The 20,181-nt window shown below is 36.3% G+C and carries 19 protein-coding genes; 11 read left to right on the plus strand and 8 right to left on the minus strand.

The annotated features are described in order from the left end of the window. Positions 1-5: 5 nt before the first annotated feature. The 8 genes from ACGH6R_RS06975 (at position 6) to ispC (ending at position 8,222) form a co-directional block, all read left to right on the plus strand. Complete coding sequence (locus ACGH6R_RS06975; RefSeq protein ID WP_267379494.1) at positions 6-1,187, plus strand: serine hydrolase; 1,182 nt, start codon at positions 6-8, stop codon at positions 1,185-1,187. 589 nt (positions 1,188-1,776) lie between these two features. Beyond that, a complete protein-coding gene (rpsB, locus tag ACGH6R_RS06980) occupies positions 1,777-2,514 on the plus strand; it encodes a 30S ribosomal protein S2 (protein ID WP_065558472.1) in 738 nt (245 codons plus the stop codon). A gap of 88 nt (positions 2,515-2,602) precedes the next feature. After that, the gene (gene tsf / locus ACGH6R_RS06985; RefSeq protein WP_411596778.1) at positions 2,603-3,463 is read left to right on the plus strand and encodes a translation elongation factor Ts; all 861 of its coding nucleotides are present in this window, start codon (positions 2,603-2,605) and stop codon (positions 3,461-3,463) included. Between the two features lie 120 nt (positions 3,464-3,583). Beyond that, complete coding sequence (gene pyrH, locus ACGH6R_RS06990; RefSeq protein ID WP_065633747.1) at positions 3,584-4,318, plus strand: UMP kinase; 735 nt, start codon at positions 3,584-3,586, stop codon at positions 4,316-4,318. A 29-nt stretch (positions 4,319-4,347) separates the two neighbouring features. Continuing rightward, positions 4,348-4,905 carry a ribosome recycling factor gene (gene frr / locus ACGH6R_RS06995; protein WP_065558475.1) on the plus strand — a complete coding sequence of 186 codons (558 nt, stop codon included), beginning with the start codon at positions 4,348-4,350 and terminating at the stop codon, positions 4,903-4,905. A gap of 651 nt (positions 4,906-5,556) precedes the next feature. Continuing rightward, positions 5,557-6,222 (plus strand): deoxyribose-phosphate aldolase, encoded by a 666-nt coding sequence (deoC, locus tag ACGH6R_RS07000; protein ID WP_220216240.1) that lies wholly within the window; start codon positions 5,557-5,559, stop codon positions 6,220-6,222. Positions 6,223-6,276: 54 nt separating this feature from the next. Beyond that, positions 6,277-7,038, plus strand: coding sequence for a DNA-binding transcriptional repressor DeoR (gene deoR, locus ACGH6R_RS07005; protein ID WP_267359017.1), 762 nt, complete (start codon positions 6,277-6,279; stop codon positions 7,036-7,038). Between the two features lie 2 nt (positions 7,039-7,040). Then, positions 7,041-8,222, plus strand: coding sequence for a 1-deoxy-D-xylulose-5-phosphate reductoisomerase (ispC, locus tag ACGH6R_RS07010; protein WP_411599260.1), 1,182 nt, complete (start codon positions 7,041-7,043; stop codon positions 8,220-8,222). Here ispC and ACGH6R_RS07015 read toward each other — a convergent pair. After that, complete coding sequence (locus ACGH6R_RS07015; RefSeq protein WP_411599261.1) at positions 8,219-8,752, minus strand: sugar O-acetyltransferase; 534 nt, start codon at positions 8,750-8,752, stop codon at positions 8,219-8,221. The genes ispC and ACGH6R_RS07015 overlap by 4 nt on opposite strands. 22 nt (positions 8,753-8,774) lie before the next feature. After that, entirely contained in the window at positions 8,775-9,734 is a 960-nt protein-coding gene (locus tag ACGH6R_RS07020; RefSeq protein ID WP_267350181.1) for an aminoimidazole riboside kinase, read from the minus strand. A 284-nt stretch (positions 9,735-10,018) separates the two neighbouring features. Here ACGH6R_RS07020 and ACGH6R_RS07025 point away from each other — a divergent pair, with 284 nt between their 5' ends. Beyond that, complete coding sequence (locus ACGH6R_RS07025; RefSeq protein ID WP_411599262.1) at positions 10,019-11,491, plus strand: glycoside hydrolase family 32 protein; 1,473 nt, start codon at positions 10,019-10,021, stop codon at positions 11,489-11,491. Positions 11,492-11,533: 42 nt separating this feature from the next. Here ACGH6R_RS07025 and ACGH6R_RS07030 read toward each other — a convergent pair whose 3' ends face one another. Then, a complete protein-coding gene (locus ACGH6R_RS07030; protein WP_411599263.1) occupies positions 11,534-12,538 on the minus strand; it encodes a LacI family DNA-binding transcriptional regulator in 1,005 nt (334 codons plus the stop codon). 200 nt (positions 12,539-12,738) lie between these two features. Between ACGH6R_RS07030 and ACGH6R_RS07035 the strand changes: the two genes are divergently transcribed. Together ACGH6R_RS07035 and cysE are read left to right on the plus strand one after the other, a co-directional pair. Then, positions 12,739-14,007, plus strand: coding sequence for an oligosaccharide MFS transporter (locus ACGH6R_RS07035; RefSeq protein ID WP_411589529.1), 1,269 nt, complete (start codon positions 12,739-12,741; stop codon positions 14,005-14,007). A 168-nt stretch (positions 14,008-14,175) separates the two neighbouring features. Continuing rightward, on the plus strand, positions 14,176-14,988 hold the full coding sequence (gene cysE / locus ACGH6R_RS07040) for a serine O-acetyltransferase (RefSeq protein ID WP_411589693.1): 813 nt from the start codon (positions 14,176-14,178) through the stop codon (positions 14,986-14,988). A gap of 18 nt (positions 14,989-15,006) precedes the next feature. On the opposite strand, the gene ACGH6R_RS07045 is transcribed toward cysE, so the two are convergent. The 5 genes from ACGH6R_RS07045 to recN are packed head-to-tail and all read right to left on the minus strand — an operon-like array spanning position 15,007 to position 19,870. Beyond that, on the minus strand, positions 15,007-15,843 hold the full coding sequence (locus ACGH6R_RS07045; RefSeq protein WP_267350191.1) for a mechanosensitive ion channel domain-containing protein: 837 nt from the start codon (positions 15,841-15,843) through the stop codon (positions 15,007-15,009). 54 nt (positions 15,844-15,897) lie between these two features. Further along, the gene (slmA, locus tag ACGH6R_RS07050) at positions 15,898-16,491 is read right to left on the minus strand and encodes a nucleoid occlusion factor SlmA (protein WP_065558483.1); all 594 of its coding nucleotides are present in this window, start codon (positions 16,489-16,491) and stop codon (positions 15,898-15,900) included. After that, the gene (gene dut / locus ACGH6R_RS07055; RefSeq protein WP_065558484.1) at positions 16,488-16,946 is read right to left on the minus strand and encodes a dUTP diphosphatase; all 459 of its coding nucleotides are present in this window, start codon (positions 16,944-16,946) and stop codon (positions 16,488-16,490) included. The genes slmA and dut overlap by 4 nt, the downstream gene beginning before the upstream one ends. Further along, on the minus strand, positions 16,930-18,159 hold the full coding sequence (gene coaBC / locus ACGH6R_RS07060; RefSeq protein WP_411589696.1) for a bifunctional phosphopantothenoylcysteine decarboxylase/phosphopantothenate--cysteine ligase CoaBC: 1,230 nt from the start codon (positions 18,157-18,159) through the stop codon (positions 16,930-16,932). Before coaBC ends, dut begins: the two co-directional genes overlap by 17 nt. Positions 18,160-18,208: 49 nt before the next feature. Next, complete coding sequence (gene recN, locus ACGH6R_RS07065) at positions 18,209-19,870, minus strand: DNA repair protein RecN (RefSeq protein WP_411599264.1); 1,662 nt, start codon at positions 19,868-19,870, stop codon at positions 18,209-18,211. Between the last annotated feature and the right edge of the window lie 311 nt (positions 19,871-20,181).

Genomic DNA, 20,181 nt, shown 5'->3' on the forward strand with positions numbered 1-20,181 from the left:
AATAAATGAAAAAGAAATTTAAATTATCTTTTGCTATCTTGATGCTGTCAATTTGCACATCAGCATCTGCTGATATGCCTTTTCCTATTCCAGCTATTCCCCAATTAAATGCTGAATCTTATATTTTAATGGATGCCAAATCAGGCGAAATTTTAGCGGAATATAACGCTGAACAACAACGTGATCCAGCCAGTCTTACCAAAATGATGACCAGCTATGTAGTTGGTCAAGCTTTACACTCAGGTCGAATTAAAAATGATGATATGGTTGTAGTCAGTAAAGATGCATGGGCAACGGGTAACCCTGTATTAAAAGGATCATCATTAATGTTTTTGGAAGTGGGTAAAACCGTTTCTGTTTCGGATCTTAACAAAGGTATCATCATTCAATCAGGTAACGACGCTTGTATTGCAATGGCTGAACATATCGCAGGTAGCCAAGGTGCTTTTGTTAATTTAATGAATGACTATGCCAAAAAAATAGGTTTGGAACATACCCATTTTGAAACCGTACATGGACTTGATGCGCCAGGACAATATACCACAGCCAAAGATATGGTGTTATTAGGCCGCGCATTGATTCGTGATTTACCTGATGAATATGCGATTTATAAAGAAAAAGAATTTACTTATAATCTCTCTAAACCGCAATTAAATCGTAATGGCTTACTATGGGATACTACATTAAATGTAGACGGAATCAAAACAGGTCATACCCAAGCAGCCGGTTACAACTTAGTTGCCTCTGCTGTCGAGGGTAATACACGTTTAATATCGGCAGTATTAGGCGGAAGAACCTATAAAGGTCGGGAAGAAGAAAGTAAGAAATTATTAGTTTGGGGTTTTCGATTCTTCGAAACGGCTAACCCTATAAAAGCGAATATGCCTTTATTTACTGAATCCATTTGGTATGGAGATGAAAATAAAATCCAACTAGGTTCAATAGACGGTGCTTATGTTACTGTACCAAAAGGTCGTTCAGCTGATCTACAAATAAAATATGTCATTGATAATTATATTTATGCACCGATAATGAAAGGAAGAACAGTAGGTAAAATACAATTTTTATTAGATGGCAAAGTGATTAATGAACAACCATTAGTGGCACTGCAAAATGTTGCAGAAACTGGGTTCTTTGGATCTGTATGGGATTGGATTTGTCTGAAGTTCACTCAATTATTCAACTAAATTTTATTAAACCATTTGATAAGTAAAAACTTATTGAATGGTTTTTTTACATTATAAAACAATCCTTTTGGAATATCTTTAATTTTGTTAGTGATAACAATCACTTTTTAAATTGTTATTTTAAACTTTAATACTATTTAAGGTATAGAGAGATAAATTAGAAAGTTAATGAATGTCTAAATACCTAAGTTAATGATAGTAACAAACCTAATCTTTAACGATTAAAAACATCACATTAATAAAGCCAATGTTTTTATTTCTTTATGGAAAAAATACTTAAAAACCTCATAAAATTTGCCCAATTTTTTACATTTTTAATGTGACTTTTTTAAAGTACAACATTATTCTGTTCATATTATAAAAAATAACGCTAGTAAATTTTATCTAAATATGGTATAAAACGCGCGCTACTTTCCACATTCATTTTTCAAAAAAATCGTTGTGAAAGTCAGCACAAATTTTAAAATTTAATTAACGTTATAACACACACATATCATTACTCTTTTCCGGGGTGCCTTTTGTTTTATGCAATAAGGTCGGTTAAAGCGGATATGTGGAGGCATAACCCCAACGTCAAAATGAGGAAATCATGACTACAGTATCAATGCGCGATATGTTACAAGCAGGTGTACACTTTGGACACCAAACCCGTTATTGGAACCCAAAAATGAAACCATTTATTTTTGGTGCGCGTAACAAAGTTCACATTATCAACCTTGAAAAAACAGTACCAATGTTTAACGAAGCGTTAGCTGAATTAAACAAAGTGGCTGCACGTAAAGGTAAAATTTTATTTGTTGGTACAAAACGAGCAGCAAGCGAAGCGATTAAACAAGCCGCTGAAAGCTGTGGACAATACTACGTTAATCACCGTTGGTTAGGTGGTATGTTGACTAACTGGAAAACAGTACGTCAATCAATCAAACGTCTTAAAGATTTAGAAACACAAGCTAGTGATGGTACATTTGACAAATTAACCAAAAAAGAAGCACTAATGCGTGCTCGTGAAATGGCTAAATTAGAAAATAGCTTGGGTGGAATTAAAAATATGGGTGGCTTACCCGATGTGATTTTTGTTATTGGCGCAGACCATGAACATATCGCTATCAAAGAAGCTAACAATTTAGGTATTCCAGTCGTTGCTGTTGTTGATACCAACTCAGATCCAGATGGTATTGATTACATCGTTCCAGGTAATGATGACGCAATTCGTGCAATTCAATTATATGCAAATGCAGTTGCGGAAGCCGTTCGTGCTGGTCGTGAACAAAATCAATCTCCAGTATCTGAAGAAAGCTTTGTTGAAGAAGCTCCAGCAGCAGAGTAATAAACTCAAATATTTTCAGGGTCGATAATATAAATAATCGACCCATTCTAATGAAAATCATCACAATGGTTAAATAGAGGATTTAAAAATGGCTGAAGTTACCGCTTCTATGGTAAAAGAACTGCGTGAAAGAACTGGCGCAGGTATGATGGAATGTAAAAAAGCATTAGTTGAAGCAAATGGTGATATCGAAGTTGCTATCGACAATATGCGTAAATCAGGTCAAGCAAAAGCGGCTAAAAAAGCAGGTCGTGTAGCGGCTGAAGGTGTGATTATTTCTAAGATTTCTGCGGATAAAAAATCGGGTGTAATTTTAGAAATCAACTGCGAAACAGACTTTGTTGCTAAAGATGCAGGTTTCTTAGAGTTTAGCGAAAAAGTTGCTACTGCAGCATTGAACGAAAGCATTACTGATCTTGCTGCGTTACAAGCAAAATTTGAAGAAGAACGTACAGCACTAGTTGCAAAAATCGGTGAAAACATCGGTATTCGTCGTATTCAACAAATTTCAGGTGATGTAGTTGGTAGTTACCAACATGGTGCACGTATCGGTGTATTAGTTGCTGCAAACAGTGGTTGTGATGAAGAATTAGTTAAACATATTGCAATGCACATTGCTGCAAGCAAACCAGAATATGTTAGCCCAAGCGATGTTCCAGCTGATGTTGTTGAACATGAGCGCAATATTCAAATCGAAATTGCAATGCAATCAGGTAAACCACGTGAAATCGCTGAAAAAATGGTTGAAGGCCGTATGCGTAAATTTACTGGTGAAGTTTCACTTACTGGTCAACCATTTGTTATGGATCCAAGTAAGACTGTTGGTGATTTACTGGCTGAGAAAAAAGCGACTGTTGCTTCTTTCATCCGTTTTGAAGTGGGTGAAGGCATTGAAAAAGTGGAAGTTGATTTTGCAGCCGAAGTTGCTGCGATGTCGAAACAATCTTAATTGTTTCGTAAAAAACCGCCGTCAAGGCGGTTTTGTTTATCTACAAATTTTTTTAAATTATTGCTAGCTAGCCATTTTTAGCTTGTCAGGTAATTAAATAACGAAATAGTGAGACTTCATATGGTAACCCCTTTCTATAAACGTATTCTTCTTAAACTCAGTGGTGAAGCACTACAAGGCGATGAAGGTTTTGGTATTGATCCCACCGTTCTTGACCGCATGGCGCAAGAAATTAAAGAACTTATTGAAATGAATGTTCAAGTTGCTGTTGTTATTGGGGGCGGTAATCTATTTCGTGGCGCTGGTCTTGCAAAAGCCGGTATGAATCGTGTTGTTGGCGATCATATGGGGATGCTAGCAACGGTAATGAATGGTCTTGCAATGCGTGATGCGTTGCATCGAATTGAGGTTAATGCGCGTTTAATGTCAGCTATTCCACTTAATGGAGTATGTGACGATTACCGCTGGACAGAAGCAATTAGCTTGCTTCGTCATGGTAAAGTGGTTATTCTTTCAGCAGGAACAGGTAATCCTTTTTTTACAACTGACTCAGCAGCGTGTTTACGTGGTATCGAAATTGAAGCAGATGTGGTGTTAAAAGCAACAAAAGTTGATGGTGTTTATTCGGCTGATCCTGTTAAAGATCCAAATGCAACACTTTATAAAACATTAAATTATGAAAAAGTGCTTGATGATGAATTAAAAGTAATGGATTTAGCTGCGTTTACGTTAGCACGTGATCATAACCTGCCGATTTGTGTCTTTAACATGAATAAACCAGGTGCATTACGTCGAGTGATTTTAGGTGAACCCGAAGGGACATTAATTAATAATCAGGCAACAGTAAGCTGTTAGTCTTATTTATTCAATATAAGGTTTTTATTATGCTAAATGAGATTCAAAAAGAAGCGCAAGTGCGCATGGAAAAAAGTATAGATGCGTTTCAAACTCATATTTCTAAGATTAGAACAGGACGGGCATCGCCAAACTTATTAGACGGTATTATGGTTGAATACTATGGTAGCCCAACGCCGCTTCGTCAATTAGCAAATGTGGTGGCTGAAGATGCAAGAACATTGGCTATCACCGTATTTGATAAATCATTAACACCAATGATTGAAAAAGCAATTTTATCTTCTGATTTAGGGCTTAATCCAGCGTCGGCAGGTACGGTTATTCGAGTACCATTGCCACCACTAACAGAAGAACGTCGTCGTGATTTAACGAAAATTGTTCGTAACGAAGCAGAACAAGGTCGTGTGTCAATTCGTAATATTCGTCGTGATGCGAATGATCAAGTCAAAGCATTATTAAAAGATAAACAAATATCAGAAGATGATGAACGTAAATCACAAGATTTTATTCAAAAAGCAACTGACGCAGCCATTAAAAAATTAGATGCTGTACTTGTTGATAAAGAAAAAGAGTTAATGGAATTTTAATTCTTTGTTTGAAAAGCTTAGTTGATTTAACTAGGCTTTTTTCATTTTATTTATATCATTAGCTTTTAAAGTTTTGATTTGCATTTAGTGAATAATGCTTAAATATTCTAAATCAATGGGTAATGTTAGAGTGCGCATTACTTACCCAATTTCTTACCTATCCTATCAACTTGTTAAAAATTAGTGTTACTACGCCTGTTAAATTATTTAGGTAATAAAATTGCATTCATTGTATTAGACGGCAATCGGGCAGTATCCAGATTTGTATTATGAGCAATTTGTTAATTATTTTTCTGGTCAGTTTGAAAACAAAGCAATTAATGCTGATGAACTTTACTTTAAGATTATTAACCTGTTGGAAAATACTGAAGTGTTAACCACTATATTTTAATTGCTAACAAAATATTGGAATGCATTTGAAAAAGACCTGTCAATATTGATATGGAGAAATCACGGTTCATTAAAGCTGGGTCTTTATTAAATAATTTTTCTGTTTAAATTGTCTGTAGTTAGCACAGAGTTTTGTTTTTAATTATCATAATTTAAGTATATAATGTTAGGATAATAACATCTATAGTCATATAATGTTATTATCCTAACATTACTAACAATATTTACTAGATATCATTAACAATAATTAAAGGACATTTTATGGGTTATGCAAAGTATATTGATCATACTTTACTCGCAATGAATGCGACTGAAGATCAAATACGTAAATTATGCGAAGAAGCTAAGCAGTACCATTTTTATTCTGTATGTGTTAATTCAGGTTATGTTCCTTTAGTCGCTAGCTTATTAAAAGGTAGTGATGTAAAGGTTTGTTCGGTTGTTGGTTTTCCGCTTGGTGCGATGTTAACATCGGCTAAAGCATTTGAAACCGAAATGGCTGTCAAATCAGGTGCTGAAGAAATCGATATGGTTATCAATGTCGGTTGGCTAAAAAGCAATGATTGGGAAGCAGTGAAAAAGGATATTGAAGCTGTTTTTAAAGCATGCGGTGCAGTTCCGTTAAAAGTCATTTTAGAAACTTGCTTGTTAACTAAAGAAGAAATTGTAAAAGTTTGTGCTATTTGCAAGGAAATTGGTGTTGCTTTTGTAAAAACATCGACTGGTTTTAGTGTATCTGGTGCGACGGTTGAAGATGTAAAATTGATGCGTGAAACAGTCGGTGATAAAATGGGTGTTAAAGCATCAGGTGGCATTAGAGATCGTCAAACGGCTGAAAAAATGGTTTATGCTGGTGCAAATCGATTAGGCGCTAGCGCGGGTATTGCGATTGTATCAGGCGATAAAACTTCCTCTAGCGGTTATTAATTCATCCTTCATAAGCTACTGATACAGTAGCTTATGGCTATAGATGGAATAGCAATGGAAACACAACCCAAAAAAAGAGTCAATGCACTTATTGAACATTTAAAAATAATCGATAAAATTCATTTAAAACAAGCAGCACAAATGCTTGGTGTTTCTGAAATGACAATTCGTCGTGATCTTAATAATCACTCCTCATGTTTGGCTGTTTTAGGCGGTTATGTGGTTAATCAGGCACGTCATACCATATCGCAATATTTTGTGTCTGATCAGCAAGATAAGCAAGTAATTGAAAAACGTTATATTGGTAAGTTGGTTAGTCAATTTGTTGATGAAAACGATACAATTTTTTTTGATTGTGGTACGACTATGCAATTTATCATTGATGAAATTAGTGATGATATTTCTTTCACTGCCATCTGCTACTCGCTCAATTCCTTTCTGGCATTACAAAAAAAGCCAAAGTGTAAAATCATTTTATGTGGTGGGCATTATCAACTTAATAATGCAATTTTCACCAGTATTTGTTCAGATAATCAGCTCGATGTTGTTTGCCCAAATAAAGCCTTTATTTCGGCAGCGGGTATCGATTTAACTCAAGGTACCACTTGTTACCATTTTGATGAGTTAAATATGAAGCATAAAGCCATGAAAAAATCTAATCAAAATATATTAATTGTCGATCACACTAAGTTTAACCAAGTTAAGCCAGCCTTTATTTGTAACCTTGATGAATTTAATTTGGTAATGACAGACAAAGTACCTGATTTAGAATATGTTTCATATTTTAAAGAAAATAACATTGGTTTAATTTATTAATTATGAAAAACATCGCAATTTTAGGTTCAACAGGATCAATAGGCTGTAGCACTTTGGCGGTCGTTCGGCAAAATCCAACATTATTTAACGCTTATGTGCTAGTGGGTGGCAGTAATGTAAAAAAAATGACTGAACAATGCCAAGAATTTAAACCCCACTATGTGGCAATGGCAAGTGAACAAGCTGCACAACAGCTTAAAGCAAATCTTGTTGATCTAAAATTGGATATTGAAGTATTAAGTGGTGAACAAGCTATTTGTGATTTAGCACAGTTGCCCGAAGTTCACCAAGTCATGGCTGCCATTGTGGGCGCAGCAGGATTAAAACCGACGCTTGCTGCAATTGAAAAAGGAAAACGTATTTTACTGGCTAACAAAGAGTCTTTGGTTACTTGTGGACATCTGTTTATGCAAGCCGTAAAGCGATATGGCGCTGAACTGTTACCGGTTGATAGTGAACATAATGCGATTTTTCAAAGTCTGCCAACCGCCGTTCAGCATGATCTCGGGTTTGCTAATTTGGTTGATCATGGTGTGACAAAAATTGTGTTAACCGGCTCTGGGGGGCCTTTTCGAGATTGGGCAGTCAATCAATTATCTTCGGTATCACCTGCACAAGCGATTGCTCATCCTAATTGGTCAATGGGAAAAAAGATTTCCGTTGATTCCGCTACGATGATGAATAAAGGTTTAGAATATATTGAAGCACGTTGGTTATTTAATGCCAGTGCTGAGCAAATGGAAATCATTGTCCATCCACAATCAATTATTCATTCAATGGTCCGTTATCAAGATGGCAGTGTTATTGCTCAATTAGGTGTGCCTGATATGCGGACACCGATCGCTTATTCTATGTCTTATCCATTACGTATCACATCTGGTGTGCCTGATTTAGATTTTACTCAGATGTCATCACTGACGTTTAATACACCTGATTTTAATCGTTATCCTTGCTTAAAATTAGCCATTGAGGCTTCTTGTCGAGGGCAAGCTGCAACCACGACCCTTAATGCGGCCAACGAAGTGGCGGTTGAAGCATTTTTGCAAAATAAAATTGGTTTTATGGATATTGCCAAACACGTATCGGCAATATTAGATAAACTTGTTTTACCTGAACCAACCACTATTGAGGACGTTGTGGCTATCGATACATGGGCTAGAGCACAGTCAGTTAAGGTGAATTAAAGCGTTTTATACTCTCGACAGGGTGCGCCCATGGCGACCACATTTGAAGGGATATCACGATCAACAATGCTTCCGGCTGCGATAACGGTATTATCACCGATAGTTACATTTGGCAGTATAATTACATTACCGCCAATCCAAACGTTGTGACCAATAGTAATTGGTTTTGCAAACTCAAGACCACGGCATCGTGTTTGGCTATCCAGTGGATGCCCTGAAGTGTAAAAGCCGCAATTAGGTGCAACAAGCACATTATCACCAAATGTAATGTTAGCCGCATCAAGCATGATGCAATTAAAATTGGCGAAAAAGTTTTCACCAATTTCAATATTATAACCGTAATCACATTGGAATCCCGGCATTATCGTAAACTGCTCTCCTGTTTTTCCCAGTAGCGTTTGAAACAGCTGATATCGCTGTTTTTCGGCAAGAGGAGATAATTGATTGATTTGAAAGCAGAGATCTTGAGCGTAAAGCCGATCGTTAGCCAGCAAATGGATACCAGGATCATACAATAACCCAGCTAACATTTTTTCTTTTTCTGTTATTGAATTACGCCATTTGTTTAGCGGTTAATGCGGGATTATCGCTAATAAATGATTGTAAAAATGCGCTGTCAGGCAGTGCCGTTAAAGCTCCTTTTTGAGTTGTGGCTAAAGCGCCACAGGCACTGGCAATGGTCATCATACTTTCAAGCATGAGTTTATCTTCTGGCATTCCCGATGACGCAATGCTACTTAATAAACCTGCGACAAAAGCGTCACCAGCCCCCGTTGTGTCAACACTATTCACATGGTAGGAATCAAACGAAAAGGTTTTACCTTGCCATACGACAATACTGCCATCTCGACCTTTGGTCACCAATTTTAGTGGAGCATTATAGTGCTGCTGAAGTTTATTTAATGCTTCATGCCAATCTTGACTTTCTGTCAACCAAAACAGCTCTTCATCAGACAGTTTAAGAATATCTGCATCGTGACAAAACTGCGTAATAATGGTGCGCATTTCGTCTTTATCTTTCCACATTTGCTCCCGTAAATTAATGTCAAAACTAATTAACCCATTTTTAGCGGTCAGATCTTCAATAGCGGTTTTAAGTGTTTGTCGACAAGTTTGTCCAACTAATGCCAAAGAACAAAAATGTAAAATGTCTTGATTAAAATGGGGTATTGCTTGTTTTGAAAGGAATTGATCGGCTGACGGTGAGACTAAAAAAGTAAAGCTGCGTTCGCCGTTTTTACCTAAATCGACAACGACAGTACTGGTTCGATGAAGATCATCTTTTTCAAGGCTTTGGCAGTCAACATGATATTCTTTGAATGTTTTTTCCATAAAGTGACCAAACGGATCATTACCGACACGGCCGATAAACGCCGAAGGAAGACCTAACTTAGCCACGCCAATAGCAACATTTGCAGGTGCACCCCCTGCACAAGCTTGATAATTCATTTCGCCAAATGGCAATAAATCAATAACCGCATCGCCAAGAGACCAGACTTTAGTATTATTCATTTCATTACTCGATATAATATTTGGTTAATAGGGTTTAAGGTGTGTGAATAGGTTGACGATATTTCTTATTGATATCATCTGCTACATACAGATTAAACCAAGTTTAATAATTAGTCATTCGCCATAGACTAAATCATTTCAAAAAAAATTCATTGTTAACGTTAAAAATGTGTGACTTCCATCACATATTTTATCGCTTAATTTATCTATAGTTAACGTTAACAATTAAATTAATATACCATATAATCAGATAAATCTGATATCGGATGAACAAAGGGGATTTTATGTCTACTGCTATTGATAAAGCAAATCAAGCTGTTTTGCAATTAGAAACGATCATGAATAAACAGTATTACCCACATTTTCATTTAGCACCACAATCGGGATGGATGAACGATCCAAATGGTTTGATTTACTTTAAAGGACAGTATCATGCCTTTTATCAACATCATCCTTATGATGAAAACTGGGGACCGATGCATTGGGGGCACGCTGTTAGTGATGATTTAGTGACATGGCGAAGATTACCCATAGCCATTGCACCCGATCAAGAGTTTGATAAAAGTGGCTGTTTTTCCGGTTCGGCAGTCGAAAAAGATGGCGAATTATATTTAATTTATACGGGGCATATTTGGTTAAATGGTCAAGGTAACGATGAGCAAATTCGGCAAACCCAATGCCTTGCTATTAGTAAAGACGGTATTCATTTTGAAAAACAGGGAACGATTTTAACGCCAGAAGATGGCATCATGCATTTTCGCGATCCTAAGGTTTGGCAACAAGATGGGATATGGTGGATGGTTGTCGGCCAGCGAGATCGCAACGATGTGGGCAAAGTTTTACTGTATCGCTCACAAGATCTTAAAAAATGGCAATTTGATCATGTTGTGATAAGTGATATCGATCCTGATGTTTATATGCTTGAATGCCCTGATTTTTTTCCGTTAGGTGACAAATGGATTTTAATGTTTTCTCCGCAAGGTATGAAAGCTAAAGGTTACCAGTATCGTAATCGGTTTCAATCAGGTTATATTGTTGGTGATTGGCAACCAGGACAAAAATTTTCTGTTATTAAACCTTTTCAAGAAATGGATTTTGGTCATGATTTTTATGCCCCTCAATCGTTTCTTGCAGCAGATGGACGCCGAATTATTTTTGCTTGGATGGATATGTGGGAATCAGTCATGCCGAGTAAAAAAGATAAATGGATGGGAGCATTTACCTTACCCCGTGAATTGATCCTAGATGCAGACAATAATGTTCGTAACAGACCGATTAAAGAACTTGAAGTATTACGTGAAAAACCTCAATCATTAACCAATATATTGTTGAGTAGTGAATTGAAAAATACGTCGATTGAATCAATTAGTTGTGAACTTAATGTCGAAATTGATCTCTCTGAAAGTAATGCAGAACGTTTTGGCTTGCAACTGGCAGCAACTGAAGATGGTAAACAAGCAACGTTGTTATTTATTGATTTACAATCTAATCGCATTGTACTTGATAGAAGTCTTTCTGGTTTAGAGCTTAAAGGTTACCGTAGTGTACCATTACCAAAAACCGATAAGTTAAGCTTACATATTTATGTTGATGCATCATCCGTAGAAGTTTTTGTGAATAAGGATTTATATAGCTTGTCTAGTCGTATTTACCCTAAATTACCTGCGACAAGAAAGGTGAATTTATTTGCAGAAAATGGGCAGGCTAAAATCATTAAATTAGAAAGCTGGCAATTAAAATCAATCTATCAATCATGAGTCATTAACCCACCATCTCGTCTGGTGGGTTTGTCACTGTCTCTATAAAGATTGGCGTTGTAAAAATGCTGATGCAACTTGCGTTACCGTTTTTTGGGTTTGACCTGTGATGATATGTAAAGCTGCTTGTTCGCCTATTTCATAATGGGGAAGCTGTACCGTCGTTAAAGGGGGATAAAAAAGCTCGCCAGTACCCACCATATTATCATAGCCTAAAATAGCAACATCGTTAGGAATATGGAAACCATTACTTAATAAATATTGATAAGCAACAAAAGCGATCCGATCATTACCACAAATTAATACATCAAATTCAGGTTTTCTAACACAGTGTTGTTTTAATATTTCAACTGTCATCATATATTCTTGCGCAAGATTACCTTGAGATGTGGATGTATGATAACTAATTAGGTCATCTAAATTTTTACCTGCATCAAGCCAAGCTTGTTCTGCTGCTTGACGTCTAATGCTACCGGCTAAAGTATGTTCGGATAAATAGATACAAAGCGGTTTTTGATAACCTTTATTAATGACTTGCTGCATTGCTTGGTATTGACCCGAGTAGTCATCAGGAATATAACAAGCTAATTGTTCAGAATCACTAATACAGTTGGCGAGCACCACATTTTTACCAAGTAATCTTTCAGGAAGCTCAACTTTTCTTAGTCCCATGGTGGTGTAAATAATGCCATTAGGGCGATAAGACAATAGCGTGTTAATGGCATGATTCGCGTCTTTATCGTCAAATAAATTGACAATAAACGTATTCCAGCCATGTTGCTGGGCTGTTCGTTCAATAGCTTGTAGCAGTTCAACTGAAAACGGTGTCGTGGCGGTTTCTAATGCTAAGACACCGATAGCATGTGGACCAGAATGATCACCACGTATTTTTCGTGCAGATAAATCGGGAACATAATTGAGTTGTTCAATTGCTTTTTTTACCCGTTTATATGTTTCTTTATTTAATTTTTCAGGATTATTGATTGCACGCGAAACAGTCATCAATGAAACCGATGCTAACTTTGCGACATCCTTAAGTGAAGCCATAGTTAAATCCTTTTGCTCAGCATTAAAAGGTTAATAATTAGTAATTACTTAATGTGATGATACCACAAATAAAAATGATAAAAAGTGTGAGGAATGTAACATTTATGATATCTGATTCTATCTATTTAGTTTCATTTATGACAATAATGTTAACATTAACATGTTAACGTTAAACTTCCATAATATAAGAGTACTAAAATATGAAAACGATAGAAACGGTAGAAAATAAAAATTATTGGTTCTCATCAGGTTATCTTATAACCTTTTATGCAGCATGGTCTCTTTGGTGGTCTTTTTACGCCATATGGCTTAAAAGTACAATTGGATTATCGGGCGAGCAGTTAGGAATTGTTTACGCAGCCAACTCTGCCGCCGCTATGTTTTTTATGATCTTTTATGGCATTATTCAAGATAAATTACAAATCGGTAAAGCAGTTATTACGTTTCAAAGTATTATGATGTTGCTGATTGGTCCATTTATGATTTATGTCTATGAACCCTTATTAAAACACGATTTTATTCTTGGTGCTTGCATTGGTGCGCCGGTATTAAGCGCTGGGTTTATCTCTGGATGTGCTTTAGTTGATTCTTTTATTGAGCGAATAAGTCGATTATTTGGTTTTGAATTTGGTCCTGCTCGTTTTTGGGGATCATTTGGTTATGCCGCAGCAACCTTTGTTGCCGGTATTTTATTTGGTATAAACCCGCATATTAACTTTTGGATGGCATCGGCTGTTGCCGCAATCTTTTTTACCATTAATATCCTATTTAAACCTAAACATTATTCGGAGTCCTCATCGGGAAATGATAAAAATCTTGTTGTTGAAAAAACATCAACTATTCCAACGATGAGTGAAATAGTGTCCTTATTTGGCATGAAAAAGTTTTGGTTATTTGTTTTCTTTATTATTGGAACCAATAGTTTTTATACCATTTACGATCAGCAATTATTTCCTAATTTCTATACCACTTTTTTTACTCAACAAGAATGGGGTTACAAAGTATATGGTTATTTGAACTCTTTCCAAGTTTTTTTAGAAGCTATCTGTATGATTTTAGCTCCATACATTATTTATAAAATTGGCGCTAAAAGAGCGTTATTAGTGGCGGCGTTAGTGATGATTTGCCGAATTGCATTATCAGCAACATTAGATAATGTATATTTAATTTCATTAGTGAAACTTTTTCATGCTATTGAAACCCCGTTATTTATTTTAGCCGTGTTTAAATATGTTGTTGCGAATTTTGATGAAAGATTGTCTTCGACATTATATTTAGTTGGCTTTAATATCTCATCAAATATTGGGGTTATTGTGCTTTCATGGTTAGTCGGAAAACTATTTGATACTACCGGATATTCAACCACATTTTATGCCCTTGCCGGTATTGTTCTATTGATTTTGGTCATTGCTATATTTACCTTGTGTGATGAAAAAAAAGCTAAGCTAGAATCTTCATTATCATCGTAAAAATCGTCAAAAATATGGAAACAGATTGTTTCCATTTTGCTATTTAAATGATGATAATAAAATACAACACTTGCTTACTTGATAAGTTTGCGAAACAATGTTGATTATTGTGATTAATATTTATAGGTCGTCATTGTGAACATTACGAAAAAAGTGGTTGAAGCAGATATGTTGTGGCATACCATTCGGCAAGAAGCTTCTCAATTAGTTGAAAGTGAGCCAATGTTAGCGAGTTATTTCCATGCAACTTTACTCAATCATAAAAACTTGGGTAGTGCATTAAGTTATATTTTAGCGAATAAACTTGTTACCCAAGTAATGCCGGCAATTGAAATTCGTGAAATTGCAAGGCAAGCTTATGAGGCAGATACCACGATTATTCAATCAGCTGTGACAGATATCTTAGCGGTTTATGTACGCGATCCAGCAACAAACTACTATTCGACCCCGTTACTTTATTACAAAGGCTTTTTATCGTTACAGGCTTATCGAATTGCCCATTGGCTTTGGAAACAAGATCGTAAGTCGCTGGCTATTTTTTTACAAAGTCAAATCGCCATTGTTTTTGGTGTTGATATTCATCCAGCAGCCCAAATTGGCTGTGGTGTAATGTTTGACCATGCAACCGGTATTGTAATTGGTGAAACGGTCGTTATTGAAAATGATGTATCGATTTTGCAATCTGTGACCTTAGGTGGTACAGGTAAAGAAAACGGTGATCGGCATCCTAAAATTCGTGAAGGGGTAATGATTGGGGCTCACTCTACGATATTAGGCAATATTGAAATCGGAAAAGGGGCAAAAATTGGTGCTGGTTCGGTCGTGTTAGAGCCTGTTCCTGAGCATACAACGGTTGCCGGTGTGCCAGCGAAAGTGGTTGGATGCCCTGATTGTGACAAACCAGCCTTAAATATGAATCAAGATATTTTATATGAAAAAGAGGTTGTTTCAATTTCCGTCGACGTTGATCGACGGAAGTAAAAGAAAACAACTCACTCATTAGTGGTTGGTGGTGACATTGACATCCATTGTTGGATAAGGAATATTAATATTATTCTCAGTTAATGCGTTTTTAATATTTTCGAGTAACTCTGCTTTTAAAGCGCCATAATTTTCGTTTAATGTCCAAACTAAAACATTAAAATTCATTGATGATGCATCAAGTACATCTAAACGAATAATTGGTTTTTTAGTGGTTAATATATTGCTGGTTTGATTAACCGCTTGATTAAGTACCTGATAAACTTTCTGGATATCGGAGTTATAACCAACATTAATCACTAGATCTAAACGTCTTTCAGGTAGACGACTATAATTAATAATATTGGCACTTACCACTTGCCCATTCGGGATGACAACCACTTCATTAGTCGGTGTGACAATTGAGGTTGAGAAAATTTGAATTGAATCAATTACTCCTCTTTGATTGTTAATCACCACTGTCTCGCCGACTTTAAACGGACGGAAAATGATCAAAATTACTCCGGCAGCGAAATTCGATAATGAACCTTGTAATGCTAAACCGACCGCTAAACCGGCAGCACCAATGACAGCAACAATTGATGCAGTTTGTACACCTAATTGCCCTAATACGGCAACTAATGTCATTATGATAATGGCGTAATAAGATAAAGCACTAACAAATTTTACAACGGTAGGATCAACTTGGCGAATGGTTAATATGCGTTTTAGCTGACGGCTAATGAACTTGGCAATAATTCGACCAATGATAAAAATGATAATAGCAAAGCAGAAATGAAGAATATAACCAATTACTACGCCGTCATATTTATCAATAAGTGAGACTATCTGCTTTAAAATATTTTCAAAATCCATATATTATCCTCAATAAAGATTATAGAGCAGTTAGTTAAAGATTATTTTATATGTTTAAATTAATTGTTTCGCTAATAATGCCCAACGTGTATCAAAATTGGTGGTTGGTAAATATTTAAAGCCGGAACGAGAATAGCGAACCATCATCCCTTCACAAAATGCTAATAATTGGCTGGATAAAATTCGCTCATCGGTGGTAAATGCAACGCCTTCACGAATTTTTCGTTCACGTAATACTTGCTTAATTTGAGTTTCAATTCGTTCAAATAGCTGACTAATACGTTCTTGAAGTTGCTCTTGTTCAAACATTAAGGCATGCCCAGTCATAATTCTGGTTAATCCGGGATTTTTTTCAGAAAAACCCAATATTAATGCAAGAATTAACTGTAAACGGACAAAGGTATTTAGCTCATCTTGCATAATGACATTAATGCGAGAAAGTAAAATATCTTCAATGTAGACAATTAAACTTTCAAACATTTTAGTTTTACTCGGAAAATGTCGATAAAGTGCAGCTTCTGATACACCAACACTTGCTGCTAACTTTGCTGTAGTAATGCGTTGGGTACCTTCATTAGATTCAAGCATGGTGGCTAAAGCTTGCAGTATATCTTCTTTCCTATTTTTATTTTTGCTGCTCACAATCATTTTTTACCCGAATGCCCAAATCCACCTTCGCCGCGTGCTGACGCTGTAAATTCATCAACAATATTAAATTCTGCTTGTATGACAGGAACAATAATTAACTGGGCAATGCGATCACCTGCTTCAATCACAAATGGAGTTTGACTACGGTTCCATACCGGTACAAATAACTGACCTTGGTAATCTGAATCAATGAGACCCACTAAATTACCAAGTACAATCCCATTTTTAGATCCTAACCCTGATCGAGGTAAAACTAATGCCGCTAAAGTCGGATCTGCAATATGCATGGATAAACCTGTTGGCGTTAAAATGGTTTCACCGGGTTTTATCTCGGTTGTTTTATCAAACATTGCTCGTAGATCAATGCCAGCCGATCCTTCGGTTGCATAGGTTGGAAGCGGAAAATCATTACCTAAACGTTTATCTAATATTTTAATATCAATTTTTCTTTTCATCATGACTCGCTTTATATCGTGTTATAACAACTTCAAGTAACTGTGTTGCTAATTGTTGTTTACTACTTAATGGTAATGTTTGTTCACCATTTTGCCAATAAAGTGTTAATGCATTTTGCTCAGAATTAAAGCCAATTTTTTTATCAGAAACATCATTAGCGCAAATCAAATCTAGGTTTTTAGCTGTTAATTTTTTTAAGGCATAATTTTTAACATTTTCGGTTTCAGCCGCAAAACCAACCACAAAAGGGCGCTGTTCTTTTAACGCTGCAATATGCGCAATAATGTCAGGATTTTTGACTAACTTAATCAATAATTCATTACTATTATCTGTCTTTTTAATTTTATTTTCGGCGATAGTTTCAGCTCGATAGTCGGCAACGGCGGCACACCCAATAAAAATAGATGATTGTTTAGCAAATTTTAACGCTTCGTTATACATCTCATTTGCACTTTTTACATCAATTCGATTCACATTTTTGGGCGTATCTAAATTTACCGGACCACTTATTAGGGTTACCTTTGCACCCATATCAGCGGCAACTTTAGCAATAGCAAATCCCATCTTTCCTGAACTATAATTACTAATATATCGAACAGGATCTAACTCTTCAATCGTTGGGCCAGCCGTGATGGTTAGCGATATGCCTGATAATGCAGATGAAGTTGAAAAACAACGTTCAATTTGATCGACAATTGCTTGAGGTTCAACCATTCGTCCTGGGCCGTAATCACCGCAAGCTTGAAAACCATCGTCAGGGCCTAAAATGAATGTATTTCGGTTACTTAGTACAGATAGATTATGTTGGGTTGCTGCTGCTTTATACATCTGTTGATTCATGGCTGGTGCTAACGCAATATTTGCTGATGTTGCTAAACAAACCGTTGATAACAGGTCATCGGCAATGCCATTGGCTATTTTAGCAATAATATTCGCTGTTGCAGGGGCGATTAATACTAAATCCGCCCATTTTGCCAGTTCAATATGGCTCATAGAGAGTTCAGCAGAAGGATCAAATAAATCAGTTGAAACAGGATTACCTGAAACGGCTTGTAACGTCATTGTTGTGACAAAATGGCTAGCCGAGTCAGTGACGATTACTCTTACGTCCGCTCCCGCTTTTTTTAAATGGCGAACAAGATCTGGGCATTTATAAGCAGCTATGCCTCCTGTAATTCCTAATAAAATATGTTTACCAGAAAGATTCATGATCAAGTTTCCTTCACCTTCAAATCAAAATCACTATATTACCACAATTCATTTAGATAATAAGTAACTCTTTCGCATTGGCTAATGTTGCATCAGTAATTTTATCTCCGCCTAAAAGTCGGGCTAATTCATTTAAACGTCCATTATTGTCTAATTTTTGCATATCAGTTGATGTCTGTTTGCTGTTAGTTTGCTTACTGACAAAGTAGTGTTGATTAGCTTGTCCCGCAACTTGTGGTAAGTGGGTAACGGTAATAACTTGGGTAGATTGTCCAAGCTGTCTTAATAATTGCCCAACTTTAGAAGCAGTAGGGCCGCTAATGCCCACATCGATTTCATCAAATATCAGTGCCGGTGTATCCATTTTTTGAGCTGTCAAAACCTGTATTGCTAGCGCAATACGTGATAATTCACCGCCAGATGCCACTTTGGCAAGGGGCAAGGCATGCTGTCCGACATTGGTCGTAACTAAAAAAGTAACTTGGTCGGCGCCGTCTTCATTTAAACGCGTTTCATCAAAGGTTATATCAATGCTAAATTGTCCATTAGGCATAGATAATTCATGCATAATAGCCGTAACTTTTTTGGCGAGTGCTTTACTGCTCGTTAAGCGTTTTTGATGTAATTTTTGGGCAAGTTCAAGTGCAAATTGATGATATTTGGTAATATCTGCCTTTAGTTGTTCACTTTGTTCATCTTGTTGATTAATCTGTTTGAATTCGGTAAGCAAATTCTGATGCAATTCAGGAAGTGCCTCTGGTGCAACATGGTGTTTACGGGCAAGCGCTATTTGCTTTGATAGCCGTTGTTCAAGTTGCATGACACGCGCTGGATCAAGCTCTAAACTTTCGCTGTAATGGCGCAGTTCATAACTGGCTTCTTTGATCTGGATAGTGGCTTCTTCCAGCATGTTAAACACGTTACTTAAATTTGGATCGAGTTCGGATAACTCCTGCACACTGTTTTTAACACTACCAAGTAGATTACTGACATTGTATTCATCAGCTTCATCTAAAAGCATCACCGATTGTTGGCTAAGCTGAATTAACTGTTCACTATTCGATAAACGTTTGTATTCTTCATCAATTTGTTGGTATTCCCCTTCAATAGGTGAAAATTCATTTAGCTCTTTAAGTTGATATTGTAATAACTGAACATGTGCTTCACGTTCTTGTCGTGATGCTTGATACTGTTCATAAGTCTGGCGTGCTACTTTCCATTGCTTATAAGCTTGCTGCATTTGATTGAGCAGTGATGGCTCATTCATATAATGATTGAGTAATAACTGCTGATATTCACCTCGTAAAAGACGTTGGGGTTCATGTTGTCCATGAATTTGGATTAACATTTGTCCTAAATCTTTGAGTTGGGATATGGGCACAGCACGACCATTAATAAAGGCTTTTGAACGTCCATCTTGATTGATAACTCGTCGTAATATACATTCATTACCTTCGTCTAGTTGATTTTCGGTTAGCCAAGAAAAGGCGGCTGGTGTGTCATCAAGCACAAAGCAGGCTGAAATATCGACACGTTCAGCACCTAAACGGATAGATGAAGCATCGGAACGATTGCCTAAACAGAGCCCTAAAGCATCGATCGCGATCGATTTCCCTGCTCCGGTTTCACCGGTTATAGCAGTCATCCCGGTTGTAAAGTCAACTAACAGGTGATCGACGATAGCAAAATTATTGATAGTAAGTTGAGTTATCATAAAAAATTAATCAGTAAGGCTAGTGATAATATGAGCAGTATAGCAACAAAAATACTGTAAATAAATACAGTTTAATGGTGTTTTGTGAGAAAACTCGTGTTTATTGATGATTTGAATATCCACTGTCATTTGTTTTTTATAAAAGTTAAATAACGAAAATCCCGTGAATTTACGATGAAATATGAAAAAATTGAATATTTTTCTTTGTAAAATGAGTTTTAGATCAAGTTTTACCAATTATTATAATAGATTTTCTTGTGAATTAATCTTATTATACCCTCTTTCAACCTAAATTATTATGCAATATAATT

The organism is Gilliamella sp. CG13, assembly GCF_046635805.1.
Lineage (GTDB): Bacteria > Pseudomonadota > Gammaproteobacteria > Enterobacterales > Orbaceae > Gilliamella > Gilliamella apicola_I.